This window comes from Azospirillum sp. HJ39 (assembly GCF_041507355.1).
In the GTDB taxonomy this organism is placed as follows: domain Bacteria; phylum Pseudomonadota; class Alphaproteobacteria; order Azospirillales; family Azospirillaceae; genus Azospirillum; species Azospirillum thiophilum.
In genome coordinates this window covers 404,179-427,369 of record NZ_CP167905.1, presented here as the reverse complement: position 1 = coordinate 427,369, position 23,191 = coordinate 404,179, and the positions used below count along the sequence as shown (strand labels likewise).

General features: G+C 65.8%; 21 protein-coding genes. 12 read left to right on the top strand and 9 right to left on the bottom strand.

Translation table 11 applies throughout. The features are described from left to right. Positions 1–61: 61 nt before the first annotated feature. Complete coding sequence (locus ABMY26_RS02560; RefSeq protein WP_372394903.1) at positions 62–391, top strand: hypothetical protein; 330 nt, start codon at positions 62–64, stop codon at positions 389–391. Between the two features lie 21 nt (positions 392–412). After that, entirely contained in the window at positions 413–1,726 is a 1,314-nt protein-coding gene (locus ABMY26_RS02555) for an amidase (protein WP_372394902.1), read from the top strand. A 17-nt stretch (positions 1,727–1,743) separates the two neighbouring features. Here the strand turns inward: ABMY26_RS02555 and ABMY26_RS02550 are convergent, their stop codons facing one another. The 6 genes from ABMY26_RS02550 to ABMY26_RS02525 form a co-directional block, all read right to left on the bottom strand. Next, positions 1,744–3,084 (bottom strand): sigma-54-dependent transcriptional regulator, encoded by a 1,341-nt coding sequence (locus ABMY26_RS02550; RefSeq protein ID WP_372394901.1) that lies wholly within the window; start codon positions 3,082–3,084, stop codon positions 1,744–1,746. After that, positions 3,057–4,919, bottom strand: a complete 1,863-nt coding sequence (locus ABMY26_RS02545) for an ATP-binding protein (RefSeq protein ID WP_372394900.1) — start codon at positions 4,917–4,919, stop codon at positions 3,057–3,059. The genes ABMY26_RS02550 and ABMY26_RS02545 overlap by 28 nt, the downstream gene beginning before the upstream one ends. A gap of 63 nt (positions 4,920–4,982) precedes the next feature. Next, positions 4,983–6,260, bottom strand: a complete 1,278-nt coding sequence (locus ABMY26_RS02540; RefSeq protein WP_372394899.1) for a dicarboxylate/amino acid:cation symporter — start codon at positions 6,258–6,260, stop codon at positions 4,983–4,985. Between the two features lie 117 nt (positions 6,261–6,377). Further along, positions 6,378–7,793: an aspartate ammonia-lyase gene (aspA, locus tag ABMY26_RS02535; RefSeq protein ID WP_372394898.1), complete on the bottom strand. Its 1,416-nt coding sequence runs from the start codon at positions 7,791–7,793 to the stop codon at positions 6,378–6,380. Between the two features lie 209 nt (positions 7,794–8,002). Next, positions 8,003–8,356 carry a DUF1428 domain-containing protein gene (locus ABMY26_RS02530; protein ID WP_372394897.1) on the bottom strand — a complete coding sequence of 118 codons (354 nt, stop codon included), beginning with the start codon at positions 8,354–8,356 and terminating at the stop codon, positions 8,003–8,005. A gap of 26 nt (positions 8,357–8,382) precedes the next feature. Continuing rightward, on the bottom strand, positions 8,383–8,952 hold the full coding sequence (locus ABMY26_RS02525) for a dihydrofolate reductase family protein (protein ID WP_372394896.1): 570 nt from the start codon (positions 8,950–8,952) through the stop codon (positions 8,383–8,385). 116 nt (positions 8,953–9,068) lie between these two features. Here ABMY26_RS02525 and ABMY26_RS02520 point away from each other — a divergent pair, with 116 nt between their 5' ends. Next, complete coding sequence (locus ABMY26_RS02520; RefSeq protein ID WP_372394895.1) at positions 9,069–9,572, top strand: winged helix-turn-helix transcriptional regulator; 504 nt, start codon at positions 9,069–9,071, stop codon at positions 9,570–9,572. A 72-nt stretch (positions 9,573–9,644) separates the two neighbouring features. Here ABMY26_RS02520 and ABMY26_RS02515 read toward each other — a convergent pair whose 3' ends face one another. The 3 genes from ABMY26_RS02515 to ABMY26_RS02505 form a co-directional block, all read right to left on the bottom strand. Continuing rightward, positions 9,645–11,981, bottom strand: coding sequence for an Orn/Lys/Arg decarboxylase N-terminal domain-containing protein (locus tag ABMY26_RS02515; protein WP_372394894.1), 2,337 nt, complete (start codon positions 11,979–11,981; stop codon positions 9,645–9,647). 72 nt (positions 11,982–12,053) lie between these two features. Beyond that, on the bottom strand, positions 12,054–12,674 hold the full coding sequence (locus ABMY26_RS02510) for an N-acetyltransferase family protein (RefSeq protein ID WP_372395115.1): 621 nt from the start codon (positions 12,672–12,674) through the stop codon (positions 12,054–12,056). A 107-nt stretch (positions 12,675–12,781) separates the two neighbouring features. Then, positions 12,782–13,480, bottom strand: coding sequence for an MOSC domain-containing protein (locus ABMY26_RS02505; protein WP_372394893.1), 699 nt, complete (start codon positions 13,478–13,480; stop codon positions 12,782–12,784). A gap of 477 nt (positions 13,481–13,957) precedes the next feature. Here ABMY26_RS02505 and ABMY26_RS02500 point away from each other — a divergent pair, with 477 nt between their 5' ends. From ABMY26_RS02500 to ABMY26_RS02460, 9 genes are all read left to right on the top strand, one after another. Beyond that, positions 13,958–14,410, top strand: a complete 453-nt coding sequence (locus ABMY26_RS02500) for a MarR family winged helix-turn-helix transcriptional regulator (protein WP_372394892.1) — start codon at positions 13,958–13,960, stop codon at positions 14,408–14,410. Positions 14,411–14,534: 124 nt separating this feature from the next. Continuing rightward, positions 14,535–15,419 (top strand): efflux RND transporter periplasmic adaptor subunit, encoded by an 885-nt coding sequence (locus ABMY26_RS02495; RefSeq protein WP_372395114.1) that lies wholly within the window; start codon positions 14,535–14,537, stop codon positions 15,417–15,419. Positions 15,420–15,431: 12 nt separating this feature from the next. Next, positions 15,432–17,549: an FUSC family protein gene (locus tag ABMY26_RS02490; RefSeq protein WP_372394891.1), complete on the top strand. Its 2,118-nt coding sequence runs from the start codon at positions 15,432–15,434 to the stop codon at positions 17,547–17,549. Further along, a complete protein-coding gene (locus ABMY26_RS02485; RefSeq protein WP_372394890.1) occupies positions 17,546–17,752 on the top strand; it encodes a DUF1656 domain-containing protein in 207 nt (68 codons plus the stop codon). Before ABMY26_RS02490 ends, ABMY26_RS02485 begins: the two co-directional genes overlap by 4 nt. An 87-nt stretch (positions 17,753–17,839) precedes the next feature. Continuing rightward, positions 17,840–19,195 (top strand): ATP-binding protein, encoded by a 1,356-nt coding sequence (locus ABMY26_RS02480; RefSeq protein ID WP_372394889.1) that lies wholly within the window; start codon positions 17,840–17,842, stop codon positions 19,193–19,195. Between the two features lie 29 nt (positions 19,196–19,224). Next, the gene (locus ABMY26_RS02475; protein WP_372395113.1) at positions 19,225–20,214 is read left to right on the top strand and encodes a HupU protein; all 990 of its coding nucleotides are present in this window, start codon (positions 19,225–19,227) and stop codon (positions 20,212–20,214) included. Positions 20,215–20,218: 4 nt separating this feature from the next. Further along, positions 20,219–21,697, top strand: a complete 1,479-nt coding sequence (locus ABMY26_RS02470; RefSeq protein WP_372394888.1) for a nickel-dependent hydrogenase large subunit — start codon at positions 20,219–20,221, stop codon at positions 21,695–21,697. 378 nt (positions 21,698–22,075) lie between these two features. Beyond that, positions 22,076–22,864, top strand: a complete 789-nt coding sequence (locus tag ABMY26_RS02465) for a HyaD/HybD family hydrogenase maturation endopeptidase (RefSeq protein WP_372394887.1) — start codon at positions 22,076–22,078, stop codon at positions 22,862–22,864. A gap of 12 nt (positions 22,865–22,876) precedes the next feature. Further along, complete coding sequence (locus ABMY26_RS02460) at positions 22,877–23,188, top strand: HypC/HybG/HupF family hydrogenase formation chaperone (protein ID WP_372394886.1); 312 nt, start codon at positions 22,877–22,879, stop codon at positions 23,186–23,188. Positions 23,189–23,191: the final 3 nt, after the last annotated feature.

The window sequence follows — 23,191 nt, the reverse complement described above, 5'->3', positions numbered from 1 at the left end:
CAAATACCCTTACGAAAGTAGAGATCAGTTCAATTTCACATATAAATATGATTATTATTATATGAAGCACAAAGATAACATGAAATTCATCGCCGACTGCCTCTGTCCGGTGGCTGAGCTGGATTGGATTTTCAGCACGCGCTTACCGGCCAAGCTTCTCCGTGATAGGAAGGGAAGCCGTTTCCTTGACCGCAAAGCCCCCAGCATGGTGCACCAGCCAGCCGTTCCGACCTGTTCCACGACGAAGATGGACGCCTCTTTTCCGGATCGTCGGGCTGCGGCACGGCGAACTGAACAGTGGAACAGGTCGGGATTTATGTTTCATCCGGTTTCAAATGTTCCATTCGCCGTCAGAAATGCCGGCCTCGCCGAACCGCACCCCGCCGCTTGAACGATCCGTCAGGAGCCTGCCATGTCCGTTCCGTCCACCCCCCCGACCTCGTCCGCCCGGCTGGAAGCGGCGCTCGGCCGGATCGCCGATCCGGACCGCCAGGGCTCGCTGGTCTTCACCGAGATCTATGCGGAGGACGCGCGTGCCGCCGCCGCCGCCAGCGACCGCCGCGCCGCCGCCGGTCGCCCGCTGGGACCGCTCGACGGCCGGATCGTTTCGGTCAAGGCGCTGTTCGACGTCGCGGGCGACACCACCGCGGCCGGCTCCGCCATCCTGCGCGACCGGCCTGCCGCCCGGTATGATGCCCGCGCTGTCGCCCGGCTGCGCGCCGCCGGCGCCGTCATCGTCGGCCGCACCCACATGACGGAATTCGCGTTCTCCGCCGTCGGCCTCAATCCGCATCTCGGCAATCCCGGCAACCCGCGCGACCGCTCGCGGGTGCCCGGCGGCTCGTCGTCCGGCGCGGTGATCTCGGTGGTCGACGGCATGGCGGAGATCGCGGTCGGCAGCGACACCGGCGGCTCGCTGCGCATCCCGGCGGCGTTGTCCGGCGCGGTCGGCTTCAAGCCGTCGTCGGGCCGGCTGCCGGCCGAGGGCGCCTTCCCGCTGTCGCCGACCCTGGACGTCATCGGCCCGGTCGCCGCCACCGTTGCCGACGCCGCCCTGATCGATGCGGTGCTGGCCGACACGGTGCCGGGCGAAGGGAGCCTGACGCCGGCACCGCTGGCCGGGCAGAGCTTCCTGGTGCCGCGCGGCCGGCTGTTCGACGGTGTCGAGCCGGCGGTGTCCGACGCCTTCGAAGCCGCGCTGGACCGGCTGCGCGTTGCCGGCGCCCATGTCGCCGATGGCTCGATCGAGGCGGAACTGGACGCGCTGGCCGGCCTCGACCGCATCGGCGTCTTCACCGCCATCGAACTGGCGGGCACCCTGGCCGACCTCGGCATCGCGTCGCTCGATGGCATCGACCCCAAGACGCGCGCCCGCATCGAGGCTGGCGGCAAGACCCCCGCCGCCGACTATGTCCGCATGCAGCGCCGCCGCGCCGGGCTGATCGGTCTGATGGACGAGCGGTTGAGCCGCCAGCCGTTCCTGCTGCTGCCGACGGTGCCGCTGACCGCCCCCGCCATTGCCGACACGGCGGAGGATGCCGCCTTCCACCGGGTCAATATGGCCCTGCTGCGCAACACCCGTGTCGCCAACCTGTTCGACCTGCCGGCCATTTCGCTGCCGGTCCCGGCAGCCGGGCTGCCGGTCGGTCTGATGGCGATTGGCCGCCGCGGCAGCGACCGCAGCCTGCTCGGCATCGCCGCCGGGATGGAGGCTGCCTTGGCGTGATGGGCCGGCGGCTGCCCTCAGGACAGCCCGTGTTTCCGGATCTTGTCGTGCAGGGTCGTCTTGGCGATCTGCAGTTCTCCGGCGGCGCGGGCGAGGCTGTGGCCGGTGCGGCGCAGGGTATCGGCGATCAGCGCGCGCTCGAAGGCCTCGACCGCGTCGGCCAGCGGCCGGGCGGTGCCGGTCTGGGCGGTGCCGAAGGGCGGAAAGCCCTGTTCGATCCCCAGCACGCAGCGGTCGGCGACATTGTGCAGTTCCCGCACGTTGCCGGGCCAATCATGGGCCATCAGCCGGCGCATCCGTTCGGCATCGGGCGGCGGCACCGGGCGGCCATGGCGGGCGGCGGCCTGCAGGATGAACCGCTCGAACAGCAGGGGGATGTCCTCCCGCCGCTCGCGCAGGGGCGGCAGGGGCAGGTCGGCGACGTTCAGCCGGTAATAGAGATCGGCGCGGAACTGCCCGCGGTCGGCCAGGGCGCGCAGATCGACCTTGGTCGCGGCGATCACCCGGCAATCGACATGGACCGGCGTGTTGGAGCCCAACCGTTCCAGCGTCCGCTCCTGCAGCACGCGCAGGAACTTGATCTGCACCGGCATCGGCATGCTCTCGATCTCGTCGAGGAACAGGGTGCCGCCGTTGGCGTGCTCCACCTTGCCGATCCGCCGCTTGCCGGCCCCGGTGAAGGCGCCGGCCTCATGCCCGAAGATCTCGCTGTCGATCAGGCTGTCCGGCAGGCCGCCGCAGTTGATGGCGACGAAGTTGCCGGTTCGGCGCGGGCTGGCGTCATGCAGGCAGCGCGCGGCCAGCTCCTTGCCGGAGCCGGTCTCGCCATGGATCAGCACGTCGGCGGCGGAGTTGGCCAGCCCGGCGATCAGCCGGCGCACCCGCTCCATCTGCGGCGAGCCGCCGACCAGCTTTGCTTCGATGCTGTCGCGGTCCTGCAGCCGGGCGCGCAGGTCGCGCACCTCAAGCGTCAGCCGCCGCTTCTCCAGCGCGCGGCGCACCACCTCGACCAGATAGTCGGGGGAGAAGGGCTTCTCGATGAAGTCATGGGCGCCCAGCTTCATCGCTTGCACCGCCATCGACACGTCGCCATGGCCGGTCATCAGCACGACCGGCAAATCCGCATCGGCGGCGAGCAGGGCGGACAGCAGCTCCATCCCGTCCATGCCGGGCAGGCGGATATCGGTGACGACGATGCCGGGAAACCCGTCCGCCACCAGCCGCCGCGCCGCCTCGGCACTGTCCACCGCCTCCGTGGGGATGTCCTCCAGCTCCAGCGCCTGCTGGCAGCCGAGGCGCACGTTGGGATCGTCCTCGACGATCAGGACCTTCAGGGCGGTGGCGGCAGTGTCGGACATGCGAAGTCTCCGGCCTGGACGGCGGACGGGTCGGTTGGAAGGTTGGCGGCAGGAAGATCGATCGTGAAGACCGCTCCGCCATCCACACCGTTCGCCCCGGTCAGGGTGCCGCCGAAGTCACGCACGATCCCGGCGGAAATGGCAAGCCCCAAGCCGAGCCCGCCGTTTCCCTCCCTGGCCCCCTCCTTGGTGGTGAAGAAGGGCTCGAACAGGCGGGGCAGCACCTCCTCGGGCAGCCCGGGGCCGTTGTCGGCCACCTGGATGCGCACCCGGTCCTCCTCCCGCCGCGCCGTCACGGCCAGCCTGCCGCCCGCCTGCCCCTCCAGCGCATCCAGCCCATTGGCGGCCAGATTGACCAGCACCTGTTCCAGCCGGTTGGGATCGCACAGGACCGCGACATCCTCCGGCACATCGACCTGCACGGCCACGCCGGACCGCCGCAGCCGTTGGTCCAGCAGGAACAGCGCGGTGTCGACCGGCCGGCGCACCGCGACCGGGCGGGGCGCACCCGACGATTTGCGGGCGAACGACTTCAACTGGCCGGTCAGCGCCCCCATGCCGTCGACCAGTTGGGCGATGCGCTCCAGATTGCCTTGCGCCTCCTCCAGCTTGCCGCGCTGGAGGAACTTGACCGTGTTGCCGGACAGCGTTCGCAGGGCCGCCAGCGGCTGGTTCAGCTCATGCGCCAATCCGGCGGAGAGTTGGCCGATCACCGCCAGCTTGCCGGCATGGACCAACTCGTCCTGGGCGGCGCGCAGGGTGCGGGTGCGTTCCTCGACCTTGCGTTCCAGGTCGCGCAGATGACCGCGGCGCTGCACCCACAGCAGCAGCAGGATGCCGAGGAAGGCACTGCCCACCGCGGCGAGCGCCGCCTGGGTCCAGGCCATGCCGGCGATCTGGGCAGCCGGCGACAGCACCGTCATCGTCCACCCTGTGCCGTGCAGCGGTGCGGTCTGCGCCAGGAAACGGCCGGATACCGGAAAGACCGTCGTTTCCGTCTCCCCGTCCGCCGGGCGGGCAAGCCGGACCAGCTCCGCATCGGCGGCAATCCGGCCGAGCGGCCCCAGCCCCAGCGGCGGCAGCGGACGGGCGTTGTATTGCAGGGTCCGTTCGAAATGCCGGCGAGCCGGCTCGTCCATCGGTCGCAGCGTGGTGAATTTCCAGGAGGGGACCGAGGCGAGGATGACCACGCCGTTCTCGTCAGTGACCAGGACCGGCGCCTCCACCGTCGACCAGGATTGCTCCAACTGCTCCAGGCTGACCTTCACCACCGCGACGCCGACGATGGCGCCATCCTCCGCCAGCGGCGAGGACAGGTAATAGCCGGCCTCCCCGCGCGTGGTGCCGACGCCGAAGAAGCGCCCTTGCCGGCCTTCGGCCGCCTCGACGAAATAGGGACGGTAGGACAGATCCTCGCCGATGAAGCTGTCGGGGCGGTTCCAGTTGCTGGATGCCACCACCCGGCCTTGCCGCGTCAGCACATAGATCGTCAGGGTGCCTGCCCGTTCGTTCAGCCGCTCAAGATAGCGGTTCAGCCCCCAGGCCAGCGGCGCCCGCCCGGTCACGAGATCGAGCACGTCGCGCTCCAGCCCGAGCGTCGCCGGGAAATAGGCGTATTTATCGATCTCGCGTTCCAGACTCCCGGCATAGAGGTCGAGCCGGTGGCGCCCGGTGTCCTGCAAGGCGGTCAGCCCCATCTCCTCGCTGATCCGGAAGCCGGCCAGCCCGGCGAGCAGTGCCAGCCCGGCCAGGGCCGGTAGGAGGAGACCGATGGTGCGGAGGCGGCGGGCGATCGGCATGAGGAAGGCGGCCAGGGAGGAGGACCGCCGCATCATAGCAGGATCCCTGCTCCCATTGCCCGCCCGTCTTCGCGGCCGGTCCGCCAAGCCGCCTGTCCGCTACTCCGCCGCGGCGGGAGCGGGCAGGGCGGCGCCGGCCTCCTCCTCGTCTTCCTCCGACCCGATGGCGCCCTCCCATTTGGCGACGACGGTGGTGGCGATGGCATTGCCCAGCACGTTGGTCGCGGTGCGGCCCATGTCGAGGAAATGGTCGATGCCCATGATCAGCAGCACGCCGGCCTCCGGCAGGTGGAACATCGGCAGCACCGCGGCCACCACCACGAGCGACGACCGAGGCACGCCGGCGATGCCCTTGCTCGACACCATCAGCACCAGCAGCATGACGATCTGCTGTTCCAGCGTCAGCGGGATGCCGTAGGCCTGGGCGATGAACAGCGACGCGAAGGTCGTGTAGATCATCGAGCCGTCGAGGTTGAAGGAATAGCCGAGCGGGAGGACGAAGCCGATCACCCGCTCCTTCACGCCGAAGCCCTTCAGCTCCTCCATCACCCGCGGATAGGCGGATTCGCTGGACGCGGTGGAGAAGCCCAGCAACATCGGCTGGCGCACCGCCTTGACCAGACGGAAGACGTCACCCTTCAGCACCAGGAAGCCGGCGAAGATCAGCGTCGCCCACAACACCGCCAGCGTCAGGTAGAAGCTGCCCATGAACTTGCCGTAGACCAGCAGCACGCCCAGCCCCTGGGTGGTCACCACGTTGGCGACGGCCGCGAAGACGCCGATCGGGGCGAAGCGCATCACATAGTCTGTGACCTTCAGCATCACCGGCACGACCTCTTCGATCGAACGGGCGAGCAGGCCGGCCTTGGTGTCGCGCAACTGGCCGATGGCCAAACCGACGAAGATAGAGAAGATCAGGATCTGCAGGATCTCGTTGTTCGCCATCGCCTCGAAGAAGTTGCGCGGGAAGACGTGGGTCAGGAAATCCTTCAGGTTCAGGGCCGAGGTCTTCAGGCCCGCGCTTGCGCCGGCATCGGGCAGCGGCACGCCGACATTGGCGCCCGGCTGCAGCAGATTGGCGAAGATCAGCCCGATGACCAGCGACGCAAAGGAGGCCATCAGGAACCAGCCGACCGCCTTGCCGCCGATGCGGCCGACGGTGCGGGCGTCGCCCATGCCGGCCATGCCGGCGACCAGGGTCGAGAAGATCAAAGGCGCGATGATCATCTTGATCAGGCGCAGGAAGATGTCCGTCACCATCGCGAAATAGCCGGCGATGTCCTTGGCGGCGGCCGGATCGAACAGGCTGTTGCAGACATAGCCGGTGACGATGCCCAGCAGCATGGCGACGATGATCAGCGTCGTCTGTTTGTTCATGGTTCTACTACCTTCACCTGTCCCGCCCGCCTCATGCGCCGGCCGGGTTGCGGTCGATGGAGAACCGGCCCGGCTCGGGCCCTTGCGGGCCATGAGCGGGGCCGGGCTGCGGAACGGTCAGCCGGCGGGGGTCGGCAGCCGCGGGCGGGTCAGCACCTCCGGCCGCAGAATCTCGGCCAGGGCGGCGGCGGTCATCAGGCCGCGGGCCTCCACCAGTTCGGCCACGCCCTTTCCGGTGCGATGGGCCTCGGCGGCCACCTCGCTGGCGTTGGCATAGCCGATGAAGGGATTGAGTGCGGTGACGATGCCGATGGAGTTGCGCACGCCGGCCTCCAGATGCTCCCGGTTGGCGGTGATGCCGTCGACGCAGAGGTCGGCCAGCACGACGCAGCCCTGGCGCAGGTGGGTGATGCTCTTGAACAGGCTGTGCGCGATGACCGGTTCGAAGGCGTTCAGCTGGAGCTGGCCGGCCTCGGCGGCGAAGGTGACGGTCATGTCGTTGCCGATCACCTCGAAGGCGATCTGGTTGACCACCTCGGGGATGACCGGGTTGACCTTGCCCGGCATGATCGACGAGCCGGCCTGACGCGCCGGCAGGTTGATCTCGCCGAAGCCGGCGCGCGGGCCGCTGGACAGCAGGCGCAGATCGTTGCAGGTCTTGGACAGCTTCACCGCCACCCGCTTCAGCACGCCCGACAGTTGGACGAAGCTGCCGCAATCCTGTGTCGCCTCCACGAGGTTGGGGGCGGTGACGACCGGCACGCCGCTGATCTCGGCCAGACGACGGCAGACCAGCGAGGCATAGTCTGGATGGGCGTTGATGCCGGTGCCGATGGCGGTGGCGCCCAGGTTGATCTCGCGGATCAGCAGGGCGGCCTCCTTCAGCCGCTCCTCATCCTCGGCCAGCATGACGGCGTAGGTCGAGAATTCCTGCCCCAGCGTCATCGGCACGGCGTCCTGTAGCTGGGTGCGGCCCATCTTCAGGATGTCGCCGAACTCATCGGCCTTGCGCTGGAAGGCGGCGCGCAGATGGCCCATCGCCTCGACCAGCCGGAAGATGCCGGTGTAGGTCGCCAGCTTCAGCGCCGTCGGATAGACGTCGTTGGTCGACTGGCTCATGTTGACATGTTCGTTCGGGTGCAGGTGCGCGTAGGCGCCGCGCCCATGCCCCAGGATCTCGAGCGCCCGGTTGGCGATCACCTCGTTCGCGTTCATGTTGGTCGAGGTGCCGGCCCCGCCCTGGATCACGTCGACGACGAACTGGTCGTGCAGGCTGCCCGCGCGGATTTCGCGGCAGGCCGCCACGATGGCGTCGGCGTGCCCGGCGCCCAGCAGGCCGAGTTCATGGTTGGCGCGCGCGGCGGCCATCTTGATTTCAGCCAGCGCCCGGACCAGATCGGGGTAATGGGAGATCGGCGTGCCGGTGATCGGGAAATTCTCGACAGCGCGCAGGGTGTGGACCCCGTAATAGGCCGTGGCCGGAACCTCGCGGTCGCCCAGCAGGTCGTGTTCGGTGCGCGTTGCAGCAGGCATTGGACGTTTCGCTCCCCTTTTGAGTCCGCCCCGTCTGCGCGGGACGCGTCCAATGAAGAGCAACGGCCATGCCAGCTTCGGCCGGCATTGCGCCGACAATCAAACAGCTGATCCGATTACGCTTTATCGTTGGTCAGAGCCGCGGGCGTTCGGATTTCCGAACGCGTTCCCTGGGGGCGTTCGGAAATCCGGATGGCCTCCCGCGGGAATCAGAGCTCCAGGAATGGACGGAAGCCGCCATAGATCATGCGCTTGCCGTCGAACGGCATCTGCGTCATGTCCTTTGGCATGCGGGGATCGGCCATGACCTTCGCGTTGATCGCGTCGCGGTCTTCGCGCGACCTGTAGAGGATCCAGGAGAACACGACGATCTCATCCTCCGTGGCCTGCACCGCACGGGGGAAGGAGGTCAACTCCCCATAGGGCACATCGTCGCCGACACATTCGACGAAGGCGAGCGCGCCATGCTCCATCCAGATCTCTCCCGCCTCGCGTGCCATCTCCTTGTAGGCGTCGAGCTTCTGCTTCGGGACTGCCAGGATGAATCCATCGACATAGGACATGGTTGTTTCCTCTCCTTGCCAGGCGATCAGCGGCGGCGATAGCGCAGGATGACCGCACCGGTATCGAGCGGCCTCGTCTCGACCAACGTCAGTTCGAGCCGAGGAAGTCCGTCATCGAACAGCCGCTTGCCGGTACCGAGCAGTCCGGGCGTCACCATCAGCCGGTATTCGTCAACCAGATCGAGCGCGATCATGCTGTTGGCAATCCCGGCTCCGCCGAACAGATAGAGGTCGCCCGCGATTCTGTCCTTCAGTCCGGCGACGGCTCCCGCGATGTCATCCTTCACCAATGTCGCGTTCCAGCCGGGATCCCCGGAGAGAGTGCGTGAAAAGACGGTCTTTGGAAGCCGGTTCATCGTGCCGCTATAGGCGATGCCGGCCGCCACGCTGTCAGGATCGGTGTCGGCCGCGCTCCAGAACTCTTTGTTGAAGAGGAAATTCCTACGGCCGTAAAGCAGGTGCCCAGCATGTTGCATTGCGTAGCCTGACCAATGCTGTTCCAGATCGTCTGTCCAGACCGGCGGAATGAACTCTCCATCCGCACCCTCGATGTAGCCGTCAAGGCTGATGAACATGGACAGGACCAGTTTTGTCATTCCACACCTCCCCATTCTTCCGACCGACCGGAACGGCGGTCCGATTGCGCTTTGCAACCAGTTGCCATTGAGCCAGACCGATCCTATTTTGCAAGTGGTTTTTCGAGGGGGTCGCGATGGAGGAAAGGCACCGTTCGGGCTGTCCGATCAATCTGACGCTGGAAGTGCTGGGCGACCGCTGGAGCCTGATCGTCATCCGCGACATCATGTTCGGGAATCGGCGGCATTTCCGCGAGCTGCTGAGCCATTCGCATGAGCGGATCGCCTCGAACATCCTGGCCGACCGGCTGAAACGCCTGATGGAAGCCGGGTTGCTGACGAAGCGTGACGACCCGGCCCATCGGCAGAAGGCGATCTACAGCCTGACCGAGGCGGCGATCCAATTGGTGCCGCTGCTTGCCCATATGGGAGCCTGGGGCCGCCGGCATCGGCCGGTGACCCCGGAACTCGCCATCCGCGCCCAGCTGCTGGAAGAGGGCGGCCCGCCGATGTGGGGGGCCTTCATGGATGAACTGCGCAGCTTGCATCTGGGAGCGCCGGCCAACGGTCCCTCGGTGCTCACCGGGCTTCAGGCAGCGTACGAAAAAGTCGCTGCCGAACAGAATATCCAAATACCGTAACCACTCCACAATACATCCGGGGAAGTCGATCCCTTTCCCAAGACGTATTGCGGATATGGATCTGCTATTATCCTATTCCCGAACCACATAGGTGAAGTAACGGACCACCCCGTTGGCGTCGGTTTCACGGTAAAGCCCCTGGATTTCGTTGTCGAATCCGGGGAAGCGGTTGGCGCTGTCCTGGAACACTTTCAGATAGTCGATCATCGGCTTTGCCCGCGCGTCCAGCCTTTCGCCGGGGACGATGGTGGCGATGCCTGGCGGGTAGACCACCCAAAGCGTGGTGGCGATCCGGCCGGCAATCTCATCGATCGGCAGGTAATCGACGTCGTTCCGCACCAGATGGCGTGTCGCCTCGCGCGGCGGCATCGCCATGGTCGGCAGATGGTCCGGCCGGAAGATGGCGCGCTGCAAGGCGCTGGTGTTCTTCTCGCGGTAGAAGGCATGCATCTCCGCGCACAGATCGCGCAGGCGCCGGCCCAGGTAATGGCCGCGTCGCTTGGCGACGAATTCGGGAATGACCTCCTCCAGCGGGGCGTTGTCGTCGTGCAGCCGCTTGAAGGCGACCAGACCGCTCAGCAAGGTGCCGGCCTTGCTCGATTCCACGCCCGGTGTCAGCAGGAACAGCAGCGAATTCAGGTCGTTCTTTTCCGGGACGATCCGGTTTTCGCGCAGATACTGAGCCACCACCGGAGCCGGGATGCCATGGTTGCCATAGGCGCCGCTGTGACGGTCGAAGCCTGGGGTCAGCAGCGTCAGCTTGTTGGGATCGGTCATGGCATAGCCCGGCTCCACATGCTGGAAGCCGTGCCAGTCTGCGCCTGGGGCGAATTCCCAATGGCGGACATCGGTCGCCAACTCGTCGGTCGGCACTTCCTCCCACGCAGTCTCCGCACCGTTGCGGATGACGCGGTCGGGGACGAAGGGGTCGAAGAACCAGCGCTTGGCCGGGTCGGTCTCGCGTTCCTCGAACTCGCGGCGGATGGCCCGGATCTTCTTGCGCAGCTCGATGCCCAACCGGATGGTGTCATCCCACAGCACCTCGCCCGACCGGCCCTTCATCATCTGCGCGCCAACGTCCAGCGAGGCGAACAGCGGATAGAAGGGCGAGGTCGAGGCATGCAGCAGGAAGGTTTCGTTGAAGCGGCGATGCTCGACCCGGCGGCGCTGGCCCTTGATGTGGTTGTCCTTCACATGAATCTGCGAAGCCTGGGAGAAGCTGGCCAGCTGCTTGTGGGTCGACTGGGTGGCGATGATGCCGGGATGGCCGTCATGCAGCCCCTCCAGCCCCATGGCAAAATGGCCCTTGAACAGCGGATGGAACTTAAGGAATCCGGCCCAGGCCTCGTCGAACAGGATATAATCGCAGAGCTTGCCGATCCTCTCCAGCATCATCTGCGCGTTGTAGATGGTACCGTCATAACTGCATTGCTGGATCACCGCCGCGCGGAAGGGGCGTTCGCGCTTCCAGGCATCAGGATCCTTGACCAGCGGGTTGCGGCGGATGCGCTCGCGGATCACCTCCTCGTCCAGCGCCTGCGGGTCGATGGGGCCGATCAGCCCGTGGGCGTTGCGCTCCGTCTCCAGGAAGATCGGGATGCCGCCGCCAAGGAACAGGCTGCCATGGTGGGCCGCCTTGTGGTTGTTGCGGTCGAACAGGACGAGGTCGTCCTCGGCCACCAGCGCCGACAGCACGATCTTGTTGGAAGCGGACGTGCCGTTCAGCACGAAATAAGTACGCTCCGCCCCGAAGATGCGGGCAGCCTCCTTCTGCGCCTGCAGCGCCGGCCCTTCATGGACCAGCAGGTCGCCCATCTCCAGCACCGAATTGTCGATGTCGTCGCGGAACACGGCCTCGCCCAGATGCTCGACGAAGATGCGGCCGATCGGGCTGCGGCTGTAAAAGATGCCGCCATTGTGGCCGGGACAGGTCCAAAGCTGGTTGCCTTCCTCGGCATAATCGACCAGCGCGCCGAAGAAGGGAGTCTTCAGCGTATCGGCATATTGTTTCAGCCGGCTGACCAGGTTCTTGGCGATGAACTCAGGGGTTTCCTCTGCCAGGAAGATGTAGCCGTCCACCTGGTTGAGAACATCCACCGGGATGTTCTCCAGCCGCTGGCGGCGGACCAGCAGGATGATCGGCATCTCCAGCCCGCGCTGGCGGGCGAAGGCGATCAGCGAGGCCTGCTTGCCGTCGGCCCCGCGCTTGCCCCAGTCGACGATCATGCAGCCGATGGCGGCGTCGGTGCGGATCGCCAGTTCGGCATCCTCGACCCGGCGAGCACGCACGACTTCGAAGCCCATCCGCTCGACTTCCGAAAGGATCTGCTGAAGCCGCATACCCTCCAGTTCGTCCACCTCGAAGGCGGGGGCGCAGACCAGGAAGTTGAAGCGGCGGAAAAAATCCATGCGAAGGGTCTCCGGTAGAGGCGGAAGGAGGTTCAAAGGGAAAGACGGAAGCCCGGCGATGGGCAAGGATGACTATTCTGCCAGCGGCTGGGCGGCGCGGTGGTCGTGCGGAGGCTCGCGGTCGGCCGCCCCCAGGGCACGCTGGAGGAAGACGCTGTCGGTCCAACGGCCGAACTTGAACCCGACACTGCGCAGCACTCCGGCTTGCACGAAGCCGAAGGATTCATGCAGGCGAAGCGATGGTCCGTTGGCGCTGTCGACCACTGCGATCATTTGGCGGCAGCCGGCGGCGGTGCAGGCATCGATCAGCGCTGGCAGCAGAAGTCGGCCGATGCCGTGGCCGAGATGGTCCTTGTGGACGTAGATCGAATGTTCGGCGGTGTAGCGATATGCCGGCCTCTTGCGGAAGGGGGCGGCAAAGGCGTAGCCGACCACCTGCCCACCGAGATCGGCGACCAGATGCGGCAATCGCCGCTTCAGCATCGCCTTGCGGCGGCGCTTCAACTCTTCGGGATGGGGAGGCTCGATGTCGAACGGGCCGAGTCCCCGTTGGATATGGTGGCTGTAGATGTCCAGCATCGTCGGCACGTCCTCCTCCACAGAGGAGCGGATGCGCACCGACGAACTGCAGGGCGAGAAGGAGAGGGCCTCACCGGCCGGGGCCGAGAGCGGGTTGGCGTTCGATACGGACATGTCGTACACGGGAACTTCCCTTATTGCAGCGTCGGCACGACCCCGCGCCCGCGCGCAACGCTACAGCAGCTGCGTGACAGACGTATGACGTCCATTCGCGCCGTCGCCTACTCGCCCAGCCGGGCCGTCCAATCCTCCACCTTGCCGCTTTCGACACGCCGCCTGGCCAACTCCCGCCAGCCCATGGCCAGCGGTTCCAGCACCGATATCCCGATCAGCGTTCGGATATCGTGTGTATCCTGATAGAAGGCGCGCAGGATGCGGGCCAGAGTCCAGTCGGGCAGGGGACAGTCGAGAAGCGTGATGTTGTCGCCCATGGCCACCATGCCAGGTTCGAGCACCCGGTAATACCAGCCGGTGCGGCCGGTGGCCTGGACCCGCCGGGCCATGTCCTTCACGCCGAATCGGTGGTTCAGCTTCCAACAAGGCTGCCGGGCCTGGCTGACCTGAAGCGTGGCCGTCCCGATCCGGAAGATGTCGCCGACGCAGACCGACTCCTCGGTCAGTCCCAGCGTAGCCAGATTCTCACCGAAGGCTCCCGGTGCATCCAGCAGTTCGGTCGATGCGGTTGGGAAGGGCAGGTCGCTGCGCCATGCCGGGTAATGGTCGAAGGGATAGTGGTGAACCGCCTTGTCCGGCCCTCCGTGATGGCGCCGGTCGCCCTGCTCGTCACCCGTCAGCCCGGTCGGTCCGACCGATACCGGGCGTTCCACCGGCTGCTTGTCTATGGCGCTGACCGTGTCCGGAAGCCTGAAAGGCACAGCCTTGCCGACGAGTACCGCTTCAAGTGTCGTGGAATTGGTCATGACCGCATGCCCCTCGATTGGTGATGCATTGCCGGAGATCGAAATGGTAGGCATAGGTCAAATCCGGTCGTGATCATCGCAGGCGCTTCCGGTTGTCATTGCCGGAGGTGTCTTTATCATAACAGCTCAGCATGTGCTTGATTGTCAGGCTTCAGCAGTCTTCCGACGTGCTCCCGACCGACAGACATCCATCCGACATCCATCCAAAGGCCGGGTCCTTCGGGCACACTGCGCGTGTACGATGACCGCATTACTTATCGATCCATTGACCAATGTTTCCACCGGATAGACGTGTCAGTGGCTTGGTGCTGAGTTAGGACACGCACTATGCGGCAGATATAAAACGCATAACTATAATTATGGAAAAATATGACCCTGCCATATGACACTGATTCAATTCAGTTATGCAGATAGCCTGCGCCCCCTATGCGTCTTTGGCTTCTTGCCAAATTTCAATAGGAAACCTATTAAATAGGAATGCTACATGATAAGTTTCTGAACATTCCTCCCAACTTCGGCCTTCACTTGTTCCGCGCCTCCCATCTCTGGCGGCGAGCAGCGAACAAGGTATTGGCAGATAGTGGATTTTCCACATCGGCCATCGCGCCGCTGATGCTGTTGGCCGAACTCGGCGATGGGATGCGACAGCGGGAACTCGCCGACGAGATGGCGGTCGAGGGGCCCTCGCTCGTGCGGTTGCTCGATGGTTTGGAAGCAGCAGGCCTGCTGGAACGACGGGAGAACCCTGGCGACCGCCGGGCGAAAACCCTGCACATGACCGATGCCGGCCGTCACCTGTTGGCACAGGTGAACAAGGCGCTGAACGACATCCGGCGGCGGCTGATGGCCGATGTGACAGAGGCCGACGTGGAAGCCTGCCATCGCGTCCTCGCCATGATCGAGGCCAATGCCAAGCGTGAACAGACCTGACCGCGATGCAGTCCGGACAGCGCCGCGTGTGGATGTGCGGCGCCGCTGTTCGGACCGATGCGGTGACTGAGGAACCAAGACTGTGAAACTCCTGCCTTCCTTCCGGGCGGTCGCCCGGATCGCCATGACCTTGCTGGTGACCGCGGCGGCGGTCGGCGGCGGCCTGTGGTTGTGGGACTATTACATGAATGAGCCTTGGACCCGAGACGGCCGGGTGCGGGCCGACATCGTCCAGGTGTCGCCCGACGTTGCCGGACTGGTGACCGATGTCCGCATCGCCGACAACCAGTCGGTCCGAAAAGGTGACGTGCTGTTCGCCGTCGATCCCGGGCGCTACCGGCTGGCGGTGGAGCAGGCCGAGGCCAACCTGGACAGCGCCAAGGCCGAGTTGTCCTATCGCGGTGCCGAGGCGCATCGGTACGAGCAACTTGGCAACAACGTCGTTTCCATGGCCCAGCGGCAGGAGGTGATGTCGGCGCTGGCCAAGGCGGTGGCCGCCACCCGGCAGGCTGAAGCGGCTCTCGACCTCGCCCGTTTCAATTTGGAGCGGACCGAGGTGAAGGCGACCGTCGACGGCTATGTCACCAACCTGCAACTGAAGGCCGGCAACTATGTCGCCGCCGGTCAGGCGGTGGTGGCGCTGATCGACCGTCATTCCTTCTATGTCATGGGCTATTTCGAGGAGACGAAGCTGCCGCGCATCCAGGTCGGCGCTCCCGTCTCGGTGCGGATCATGGGCTCGGCTGCCGAACTGCGCGGCCATGTCGATAGCATCACCCGCGCCATCGTCGACCGCGACCGGGCGGAGGGAACCGGGCTGGTCGCCAACGTCAATCCCACCTTTAACTGGGTGCGCCTCGCCCAGCGCATTCCCGTCCGCATCGCGCTGGACGACGTGCCGGACCCGCTCCAACTCGTCGCCGGCCGCACGGCCACCGTCACTGTGGTGGGTGCACCCGACCGGTCGCCCAAGGTGGCCGCGCTGCCGGGCCGGCCGGACGCGCGGTGAGTGTGTTTTCAAATGCCGAAAGCTCCCACATTCGATGAACTGCTCTTCTCGCTGAAGTCCTTCGCAGCCTCCATGCTGGCGCTCTACATCGCGTTCGGCATGGGATTGCCGCGGCCTTTCTGGGCTATGCTGACGGCCTATGTCGTGTCGAGCCCGCTGTCGGGGACGGTGCGGTCGAAAGCGGTCTTCCGCGTCGTAGGCACGGTGATCGGCTGCATCGTCTCCCTTGTATTGACGGTCGAACTGATCAACGCGCCCGAACTTCTGACTTTGGCGGTGGCTCTTTGGGTTGGCGGTTGCCTGTTCATCTCGCTGCTGGACCGAACACCGCGCAGCTACACTTTCATGCTCGCCGGCTACACCGCCGGCCTGATCGTCTTCCCCGGTGTCGCAAATCCGGAGGCGATCTTCGACACTGGACTGGCGCGGGTGGAGGAAATCATCCTGGGCATCGTCTGTGCCACGGTGGTGCACAGCGTCGTGCTGCCGCGCGGGCTGGGGCCGGTGCTGCTCACCCGCTTGGATGCGGCGCTCCGCGATGCGGAACGCTGGACCCTGGACGCACTGGACGGGGCAGGCGCCGATGCCCGTTTGCGCGACCGCCACAAGATGGCGACGGACTTGACCGAACTGCGGGTGATGACCACCCACCTGCCCTATGACACCTCCGATCTGCGCTGGATGACGCGACCGATGCGAGCTTTGCAGGACCGCATGGCCTATCTCCTGCCAGTGCTGACGGCGGTGCAGGACCGGTTGAACGCGCTGGGCCGTCCCGACGGTACGATGTCGCCCCATTCCGGTTCCGATGGACGGCTTTCCGACGGCCTGGCGACGGTGTTGGAGGAGGTACGGAACTGGATCGTTGCCGGAGCCGCTGCCCAATCCACCGAGGCCGGGCGACTGATCGACCGGCTCGACCGGCTCGCGGCGGACGAGGGGCCGGACTTGGCCGACGGTTGGAGGGGCGCGACCCGCTTCAGCCTTATCCATCGCCTGCGCGCATTGGTCGAAATTCATCGCGACTGCCGGGAGCTTCGAGCGCACGTCGCATCGGGAAACCGTTCCCTGCCCGACCGTCTCGATCCGCTGGCGCGCAAGCGATCTCGTGGCGTGTTCCATGTCGATCGCGGCATGGCATTGTGGTCAGCGGCGGCGGCGGTGCTGGGGATCACGATTGTCGGCGGTTTCTGGATCCTGACCGGCTGGTCGTCCGGCTCGGCGGCGGCGATGATGGTGGCGGTCTTCACCTGCTTCTTTGCCTCCTTTGACGATCCAGTCCCGGGCATACGGCTGTTCCTGGTCTATACGTTGGCCTCCCTGCCGCTGTCGGCCTTCTATCTGCTGGTGGTGCTGCCCTCTTTCGACAGCTTTCCGATGCTGGTGCTGTGTTTGGCGCCGACACTGTTGACGCTGGGCGTGTTTGTGGCCCGTCCGGCGGTCATGGGCAAGGCGATGGCGCTGATCTTCGGCGTCGGTGGCTCGCTCAGCCTGCTCGACACCGGCAATGGCGATTTCGCGTCCTTCCTGAACAGCAGCACCGGGCAGATCGTCGGCATCGTCACCGCGATGCTGGTCACCCGGATGTGCCGGTCGGTCGGCGCGGCCTGGAGTGCCCGGCGCCTGCTGCATGCGGGGTGGCGCGAGATCGCCGATCTTGCGGCGGTGAGTGCAAAGGATCGCAGTGTGCCGTCGGCCGATGGCTTCGAAAGCCGGATGCTGGATCGTGTCGGCCTGCTGTCCGTCCGGTTGGCGCAGGCGACCGGGTCGGTGGATGTCGACGCCATCGACGCGGTGCGGGACCTGCGTGTCGGGCTGAACGTGGTGGAACTGCAACGGGTCCGCCCGACCCTTGGCCAGGAGGCCGGGCCGGCGCTGGAGCGGATACTGCGGGGCGTTGCCGGACATTTCCGCGCCTTGTCGGCCAAGCGGCCCGATCCTGCACCAGCGGAGCTTCTTGAGAGCATGGACGATCTGCTTTCGGCCATCGGCGCCGCCCTACCCTGCCCTGAGCGCGACCGCGCGGCGGTGGCGCTGGCATCGCTGCGGCGCAGCCTGTTCCCGGATGCCGTCCTCGGGAACCTGCGGCCTCCGAACGAAATGGTTCCACTTCAAAGAGTGCGTGCATGATGGTTGACATCGATATCTATGGGCTGTTCCTTCCGCCGCTATTGATCATGGCCATACTGGCCTGGGCGCTGTCGGCGCTATTGCGGCGGGGCTTGCGGGCAACAGGAGCCTATGGCTTGTTCTGGCACCCGCCGCTGTTCGACTTTGCGCTTTATTTCCTGGTGTTGAGCGGACTTGCCGCGCTCTGGTCGCAGATGAGCTGATCCAAAGGGGCATCGTGGCGGGCCGCTTGTGGCCACGGCCAGAAATCCTCCACGTAGACTGTGGCCCGGCATGCTAGGCTGCGCACCATGACCGCCCCCCTGTCGCAGCCCTTTTCCATCCCCGGCATGCTGACCGATGCCGACGCCGAGAGCGCTTGGATCGAGGTGATCCGGAAGATGGACGAGACCTACGCCAATCTCGTGGCGCAGCAGGTCGAGCTTGAGCGCAAGAACGCGGAGCTCGAGGAGGCGCAGGCCTTCATTGCCAGCGTGTTGGAGTCGATGACCGACGTGTTGATCGCCTGCGACCGCGATGGCAGGATCGAGCAGACCAACCCGGCGGCCGAACGCGCGCTGGCCTGCACGGGGCGGGATCTTACCGGCCGGCCGCTGCGTGATTTTCTCGATCAGGCCTCGCACGCCGCCTTCGCCCGGCTGTGCAGCGCTGCCCTTCGCCGGGAGGGAGGGAGCGATGTGGAGTTGTCGCTGCGCGGGCCGACCGGTCCCTTCCCCGTCGCGGTGAACAGCACGGTACGCTACGACCAGCGCGGCCATGCCATCGGGCTGGTGCTGGTCGGTCGGCCGATCGGCGAACTGCGGCGCGCCTACCGCGACCTCGCCGCCGCGCATGAGGGGCTGAAGCAGACCCAGCAGCAGCTCGTGCATTCGGAGAAGATGGCGTCGCTCGGCCGGCTGGTCGCCGGGGTGGCGCACGAGTTGAACAACCCGATTTCCTTCGTTTACGGCAACGCCCACGCCATGCGCCGGTATGTCGACCGGATGACCGCCTATCTCGACCGCGTCCATGATGGGGCCAGCGCTGCCGACCTGGCGGTTTCGCGCAAGGATCTGCGCATTGACCGTGCCCGGGCCGACGTGACGGCGACGCTGGACGGCATGCTGGAGGGAACCGAGCGGGTGCGTGATATCGTGGCGGAACTGCGCCGCTTTTCATCGGAACAAAAACACGCCTCGGAGCGCTTCGACATGACGGCGCTTCTGCGTTCCGCCGTGACCTGGGTCGCGAGGGCGCAGATGCCGGATCTGACCGTGGTCTTCGATCTGCCCGAGGCGCTGGAGATTGCCGGCCATCCCGGGCATCTGCATCAGGTCGCGATGAACCTCGTCCAGAATGCCATCGACGCAATGGCCGGTGCGCCAAGCAAAAGGCTGGAATTGCATGGCCGGGAGGAGGATGGACGGATCGTCGTCACCATCCGCGACAGCGGACACGGTATTCCCGATGCGATCCTGGGCCGGATCTTCGACCCGTTCTTCACGACCAAGCCGGTCGGCAAGGGGACCGGGCTCGGTCTTTCGATCAGCTATCAGCTGGTGCATGATCATGGTGGCGCCCTTACTGCGGTCAACCATCCCGGCGGCGGCGCCTTGTTCACGCTGATCCTGCCGGCCGCCGGCTGCAGAGAGGGAGCCGCGCAATGAATTTTGCGGGAAGAGAACGCCCATTGTCGGTGCTCTGGCTGCAATCGGGCGGCTGCGGCGGCTGCACCATGTCTCTGCTCTGCGCCGAATCTCCCGATCTGGCGACATTGTTCGAGACGACCGGCATCCGGCTGCTGTGGCATCCGAGCCTGTCGGAGGAAACCGGCGCGGAGGTGGTGGAGCTGTTCGAACGCGTCCTGTCGGGGGACGAGCCCCTCGACGTGCTGTGCGTCGAAGGATCGCTGCTGCGCGGCCCTGACGGCACCGGTCGCTTCCATCTGCTGGCCGGCACCGGACGCCCGACCATCGATTGGGTGCGCGACCTGGCCGCTGTCGCCCGCACAGTGGTGGCGGTCGGTACTTGCGCGGCCTATGGCGGCATCACGGCGGCGGGCGAGAACATTGCCGATGCCTGTGGCCTGCAATATGAGGGAACGCAGAGCGGTGGCGCCCTGGACGGCGATTTCCGCAGCCGTGGCGGCCTGCCGGTGGTCAACGTCGCCGGCTGTCCGACCCATCCGAACTGGGTGACCGAGACATTGATGCTGCTGGCCGAGGAAGCGCTGGCGGAGGATGGATTGGACGCCCTCCGGCGCCCGCGTTTCTATGCCGACCATCTGGTCCATCATGGCTGCCCGCGCAACGAGTATTATGAATACAAGGCGAGTGCGGAAAAGCCGTCGGACCTCGGCTGCCTGATGGAGCATATGGGCTGCCTCGGCACCCAGGCGCATGCAGACTGCAATACCCGCCTGTGGAACGGCGAGGGATCCTGCACCCGTGGCGGCTATGCCTGCATCAACTGCACTGCACCGGGCTTTGAGGAACCGGGGCATCCATTCCAGCAGACGCCGAAATTCGCAGGCATCCCCATCGGCCTGCCGACAGACATGCCCAAGGCATGGTTCGTCGCCCTGGCTTCGCTTGCCAAGGCGGCGACACCGGAGCGGGTGCGCCGCAATGCCGCCGCCGACCGGATCGTCGTGCCGCCCTCCGTCCGTCCCACCCGGAAAGGCTGAAGCAGTGAGCGGGGACAAGCAGGAAAGCCGAGGGCGGCGCCGCCTGATCGTCGGCCCCTTCAACCGGGTGGAAGGCGATCTCGAAATCCGGCTCGAGGTGAGCGGCGGAGCCGTTTCGGCAGCCTATGTCAACGCGCCGTTATTCCGCGGCTTCGAGCGGATTCTGGAGGGGCGTGACCCGCTCGATGCACTGGTGGTGGCGCCACGCATCTGCGGTATCTGTTCGGTTTCGCAGAGCCATGCGGCGGCATTGGCTCTGGCGGGTGTTATGGGGGTGGAATCCCCGCGCAACGGGGTGCTGGCGACCAATCTGATGACGGCGACCGAGAATGTCGCCGATCATCTGACCCACTTCCACCTGTTCTTCATGCCTGATTTCGCCCGCCCGGCCTATGCCGGCCGTCCCTGGTTCTGCAGGACGGAGGAGCGTTTCAAGGCAGTGCAGGGAGCTGCGGTGCGCGGTGCCGGGGCAGCGCGGGCCGAACTGTTCCATGTGCTGGGCATCCTTGGCGGCAAGTGGCCGCACACGCTGACCATCCAGCCTGGTGGCGTCACCCGTGCGGTGGATGCCCGTGACCGGGTGCGGCTGCTCGCCACCGTCGGCTCCTTCCGCCGCTTCCTGGAGAACAGCCTGTTCGGTGCGCCCCTGGAGCGCGTGCTGACACTTGCCGCACCGGAGGATCTGGAACGTTGGCGCCTATACGGCCCTGACGGCGATTTCCGCCTTTTCCTGGAGATTGCCGAGGACCTTGGCCTCGCCGATCTCGGCCGCGCCTATGGCCGCTTTCTCACCCACGGCGCCTATCCGGACGCAGAGGGCGGGCACCTCTACCGCCGCGGCACCATTGCCGGTGGAACCGCCGCTCCTTTCGATGCGGCGCAGGTGGCGGAGCATCACCGGTTCAGCCGCATGGCCGGGCAGGACCGTCCACACCCACCCTTCGCCGGTTCGACGGTGCCGGATGGAACGGACGAGGACGGCTACAGCTGGTGCAAGGCGCCGCGACTGGCTGGCCTGCCCTACGAGACCGGCGCCATTGCCCGGCAACTGGTGGACGGCCATCCGCTGGTCCGCGCGCTGGTGGCACAGGACGGCGGATCGGTGCGCAGCCGGGTCATCGCCCGCCTGCTGGAACTTGCCCGCACGACCTGTGCCATGGAAGGCTGGCTGCGTGCCATCGATATCGCCGGCCCCTGGTGCATGGTGGCCGAGATGCCCGACAGTGCCCAGGCCGCCGGCCTGACCGAAGCGGCGCGTGGCGCGCTCGGCCACTGGGTGCGGGTGGAGCATGGCCGCATCGCCGGCTATCAGATCATCGCCCCTACCACCTGGAACTTCTCACCCCGCGATCTGGCTGGGACTCCGGGTCCGCTGGAACAGGCACTGGTCGGCGCGCCGGTGCTGGACGATGAGCGCACACCGTTGTCGGTGCAACACATCGTGCGATCCTTCGATCCATGCATGGTCTGCACGGTGCATTGAAGCGGTTTGAAAGTTTCCTGCCTTCCGCGCACTCCTGAAGGCCCCGCCTGGATACTTCTTCTTGGATCCGTGGGCGGCTCCGATCAGACGGAGCAGGGGATTAGGAAACGATGAACGCCGCGCAGGACATGACGCCGACGAACATCAGGAGAGAAACCATCCGTGCCATTCGAACCTCCATCGGACGGGATCATCCGTCCTGATGAGAGAGATCTAAACCCGCGCCGGATTGGGATAAACGCATAGTTCCTGGTTTCACCGTTCGTCGACAGCGAACAATTGCGGGCTTCGTTCCGTTCGTGTCGGTGGATACGGAGCAGGGGCGGCAAGGAATGATCCAAACTGGCAACCTACTTGCCAGTTTGGATTGGCTTTGTAATGTTCATATCCACAATCGCTGCCACACCGAACAGCTGGAGTGACGCAGATGGCGGGATGACAGGGGTTTGCAATGGCAAGGGAACTGGCACGAAACTTGTAGTGCAAATGGACAGGCGGCGGCGTGCCGCATCGGTGTTACCTGCGGGGACAAAACAAGAAATGTCTGATGACAGCCGCATCCTGGTGTTGGGCATCGGCAATATCCTGTGGGCCGATGAGGGATTCGGTGTCCGTACGGTGGAGCGTCTGGCGGCCGATTGGCGGTTTCCCGACACTGTCACGCTGATGGATGGCGGTACCCAGGGCCTGTACCTGCTGCCGCATCTGGAGACGGCGGACGCGTTGATCGTGATCGATGCCATCGATTACGGGCTCGCTCCGGGCACCCGTCGGGTTTTCCGCGGAGACGATGTGCCGGCATTTCTCGGCGCAAAGAAGATGAGCCTGCACCAGACCGGCTTTCAGGAGGTGCTTGCCAGCGCCATGTTCCTCGGCCGTTGCCCGCAACGACTTATCCTGGTCGGCGTCCAACCGGAATGCCTGGAGGATTACGGCGGCGGACTGACGGATACGGTCGCGGCGCAGGTCGCTCCAACCATCGACATCATCCTCGGCCTGTTGCGCGACGAATTCGGAGTGGAGGGCACCGCCCGCGCCGGTACTGCCGACACCGCGGCCCCTGCCATCGCCCGCGATGCCTACGAGGCCGGTCGGCCAAGCGCCGAAGAAGCCTGCCGTATTGGTGATCCCCGCATATTGGCGGCGCTCTCCGCCGACCAGGCCTGAGGACGCCGCCCCATGTGCATAGGAGTTCCCTTGCGCCTGACCGCTGTCGACGGCTCCGTCGGACGGACAGAAGATGGATCGGCCATCGACCTGTCGCTGGTATCCGATGCCCGGCCCGGCGATTGGGTGCTGGGTTTCCTGGGCGCCGCCCGCCGGCTGCTGGAGCCGGAGGAGGCGGCACAGATCCGAGACGCCCTGGCGGCGATGGCGGCGGCGCTGGATGGAGAGCGTCTCGATACGGCCTTTGCCGACCTGACCGGCCGCGAACCCACCCTTCCCCCCCACCTGGAGGCGGCCCGCGCGGCCGGCCTGACGGAGGCCTGACGC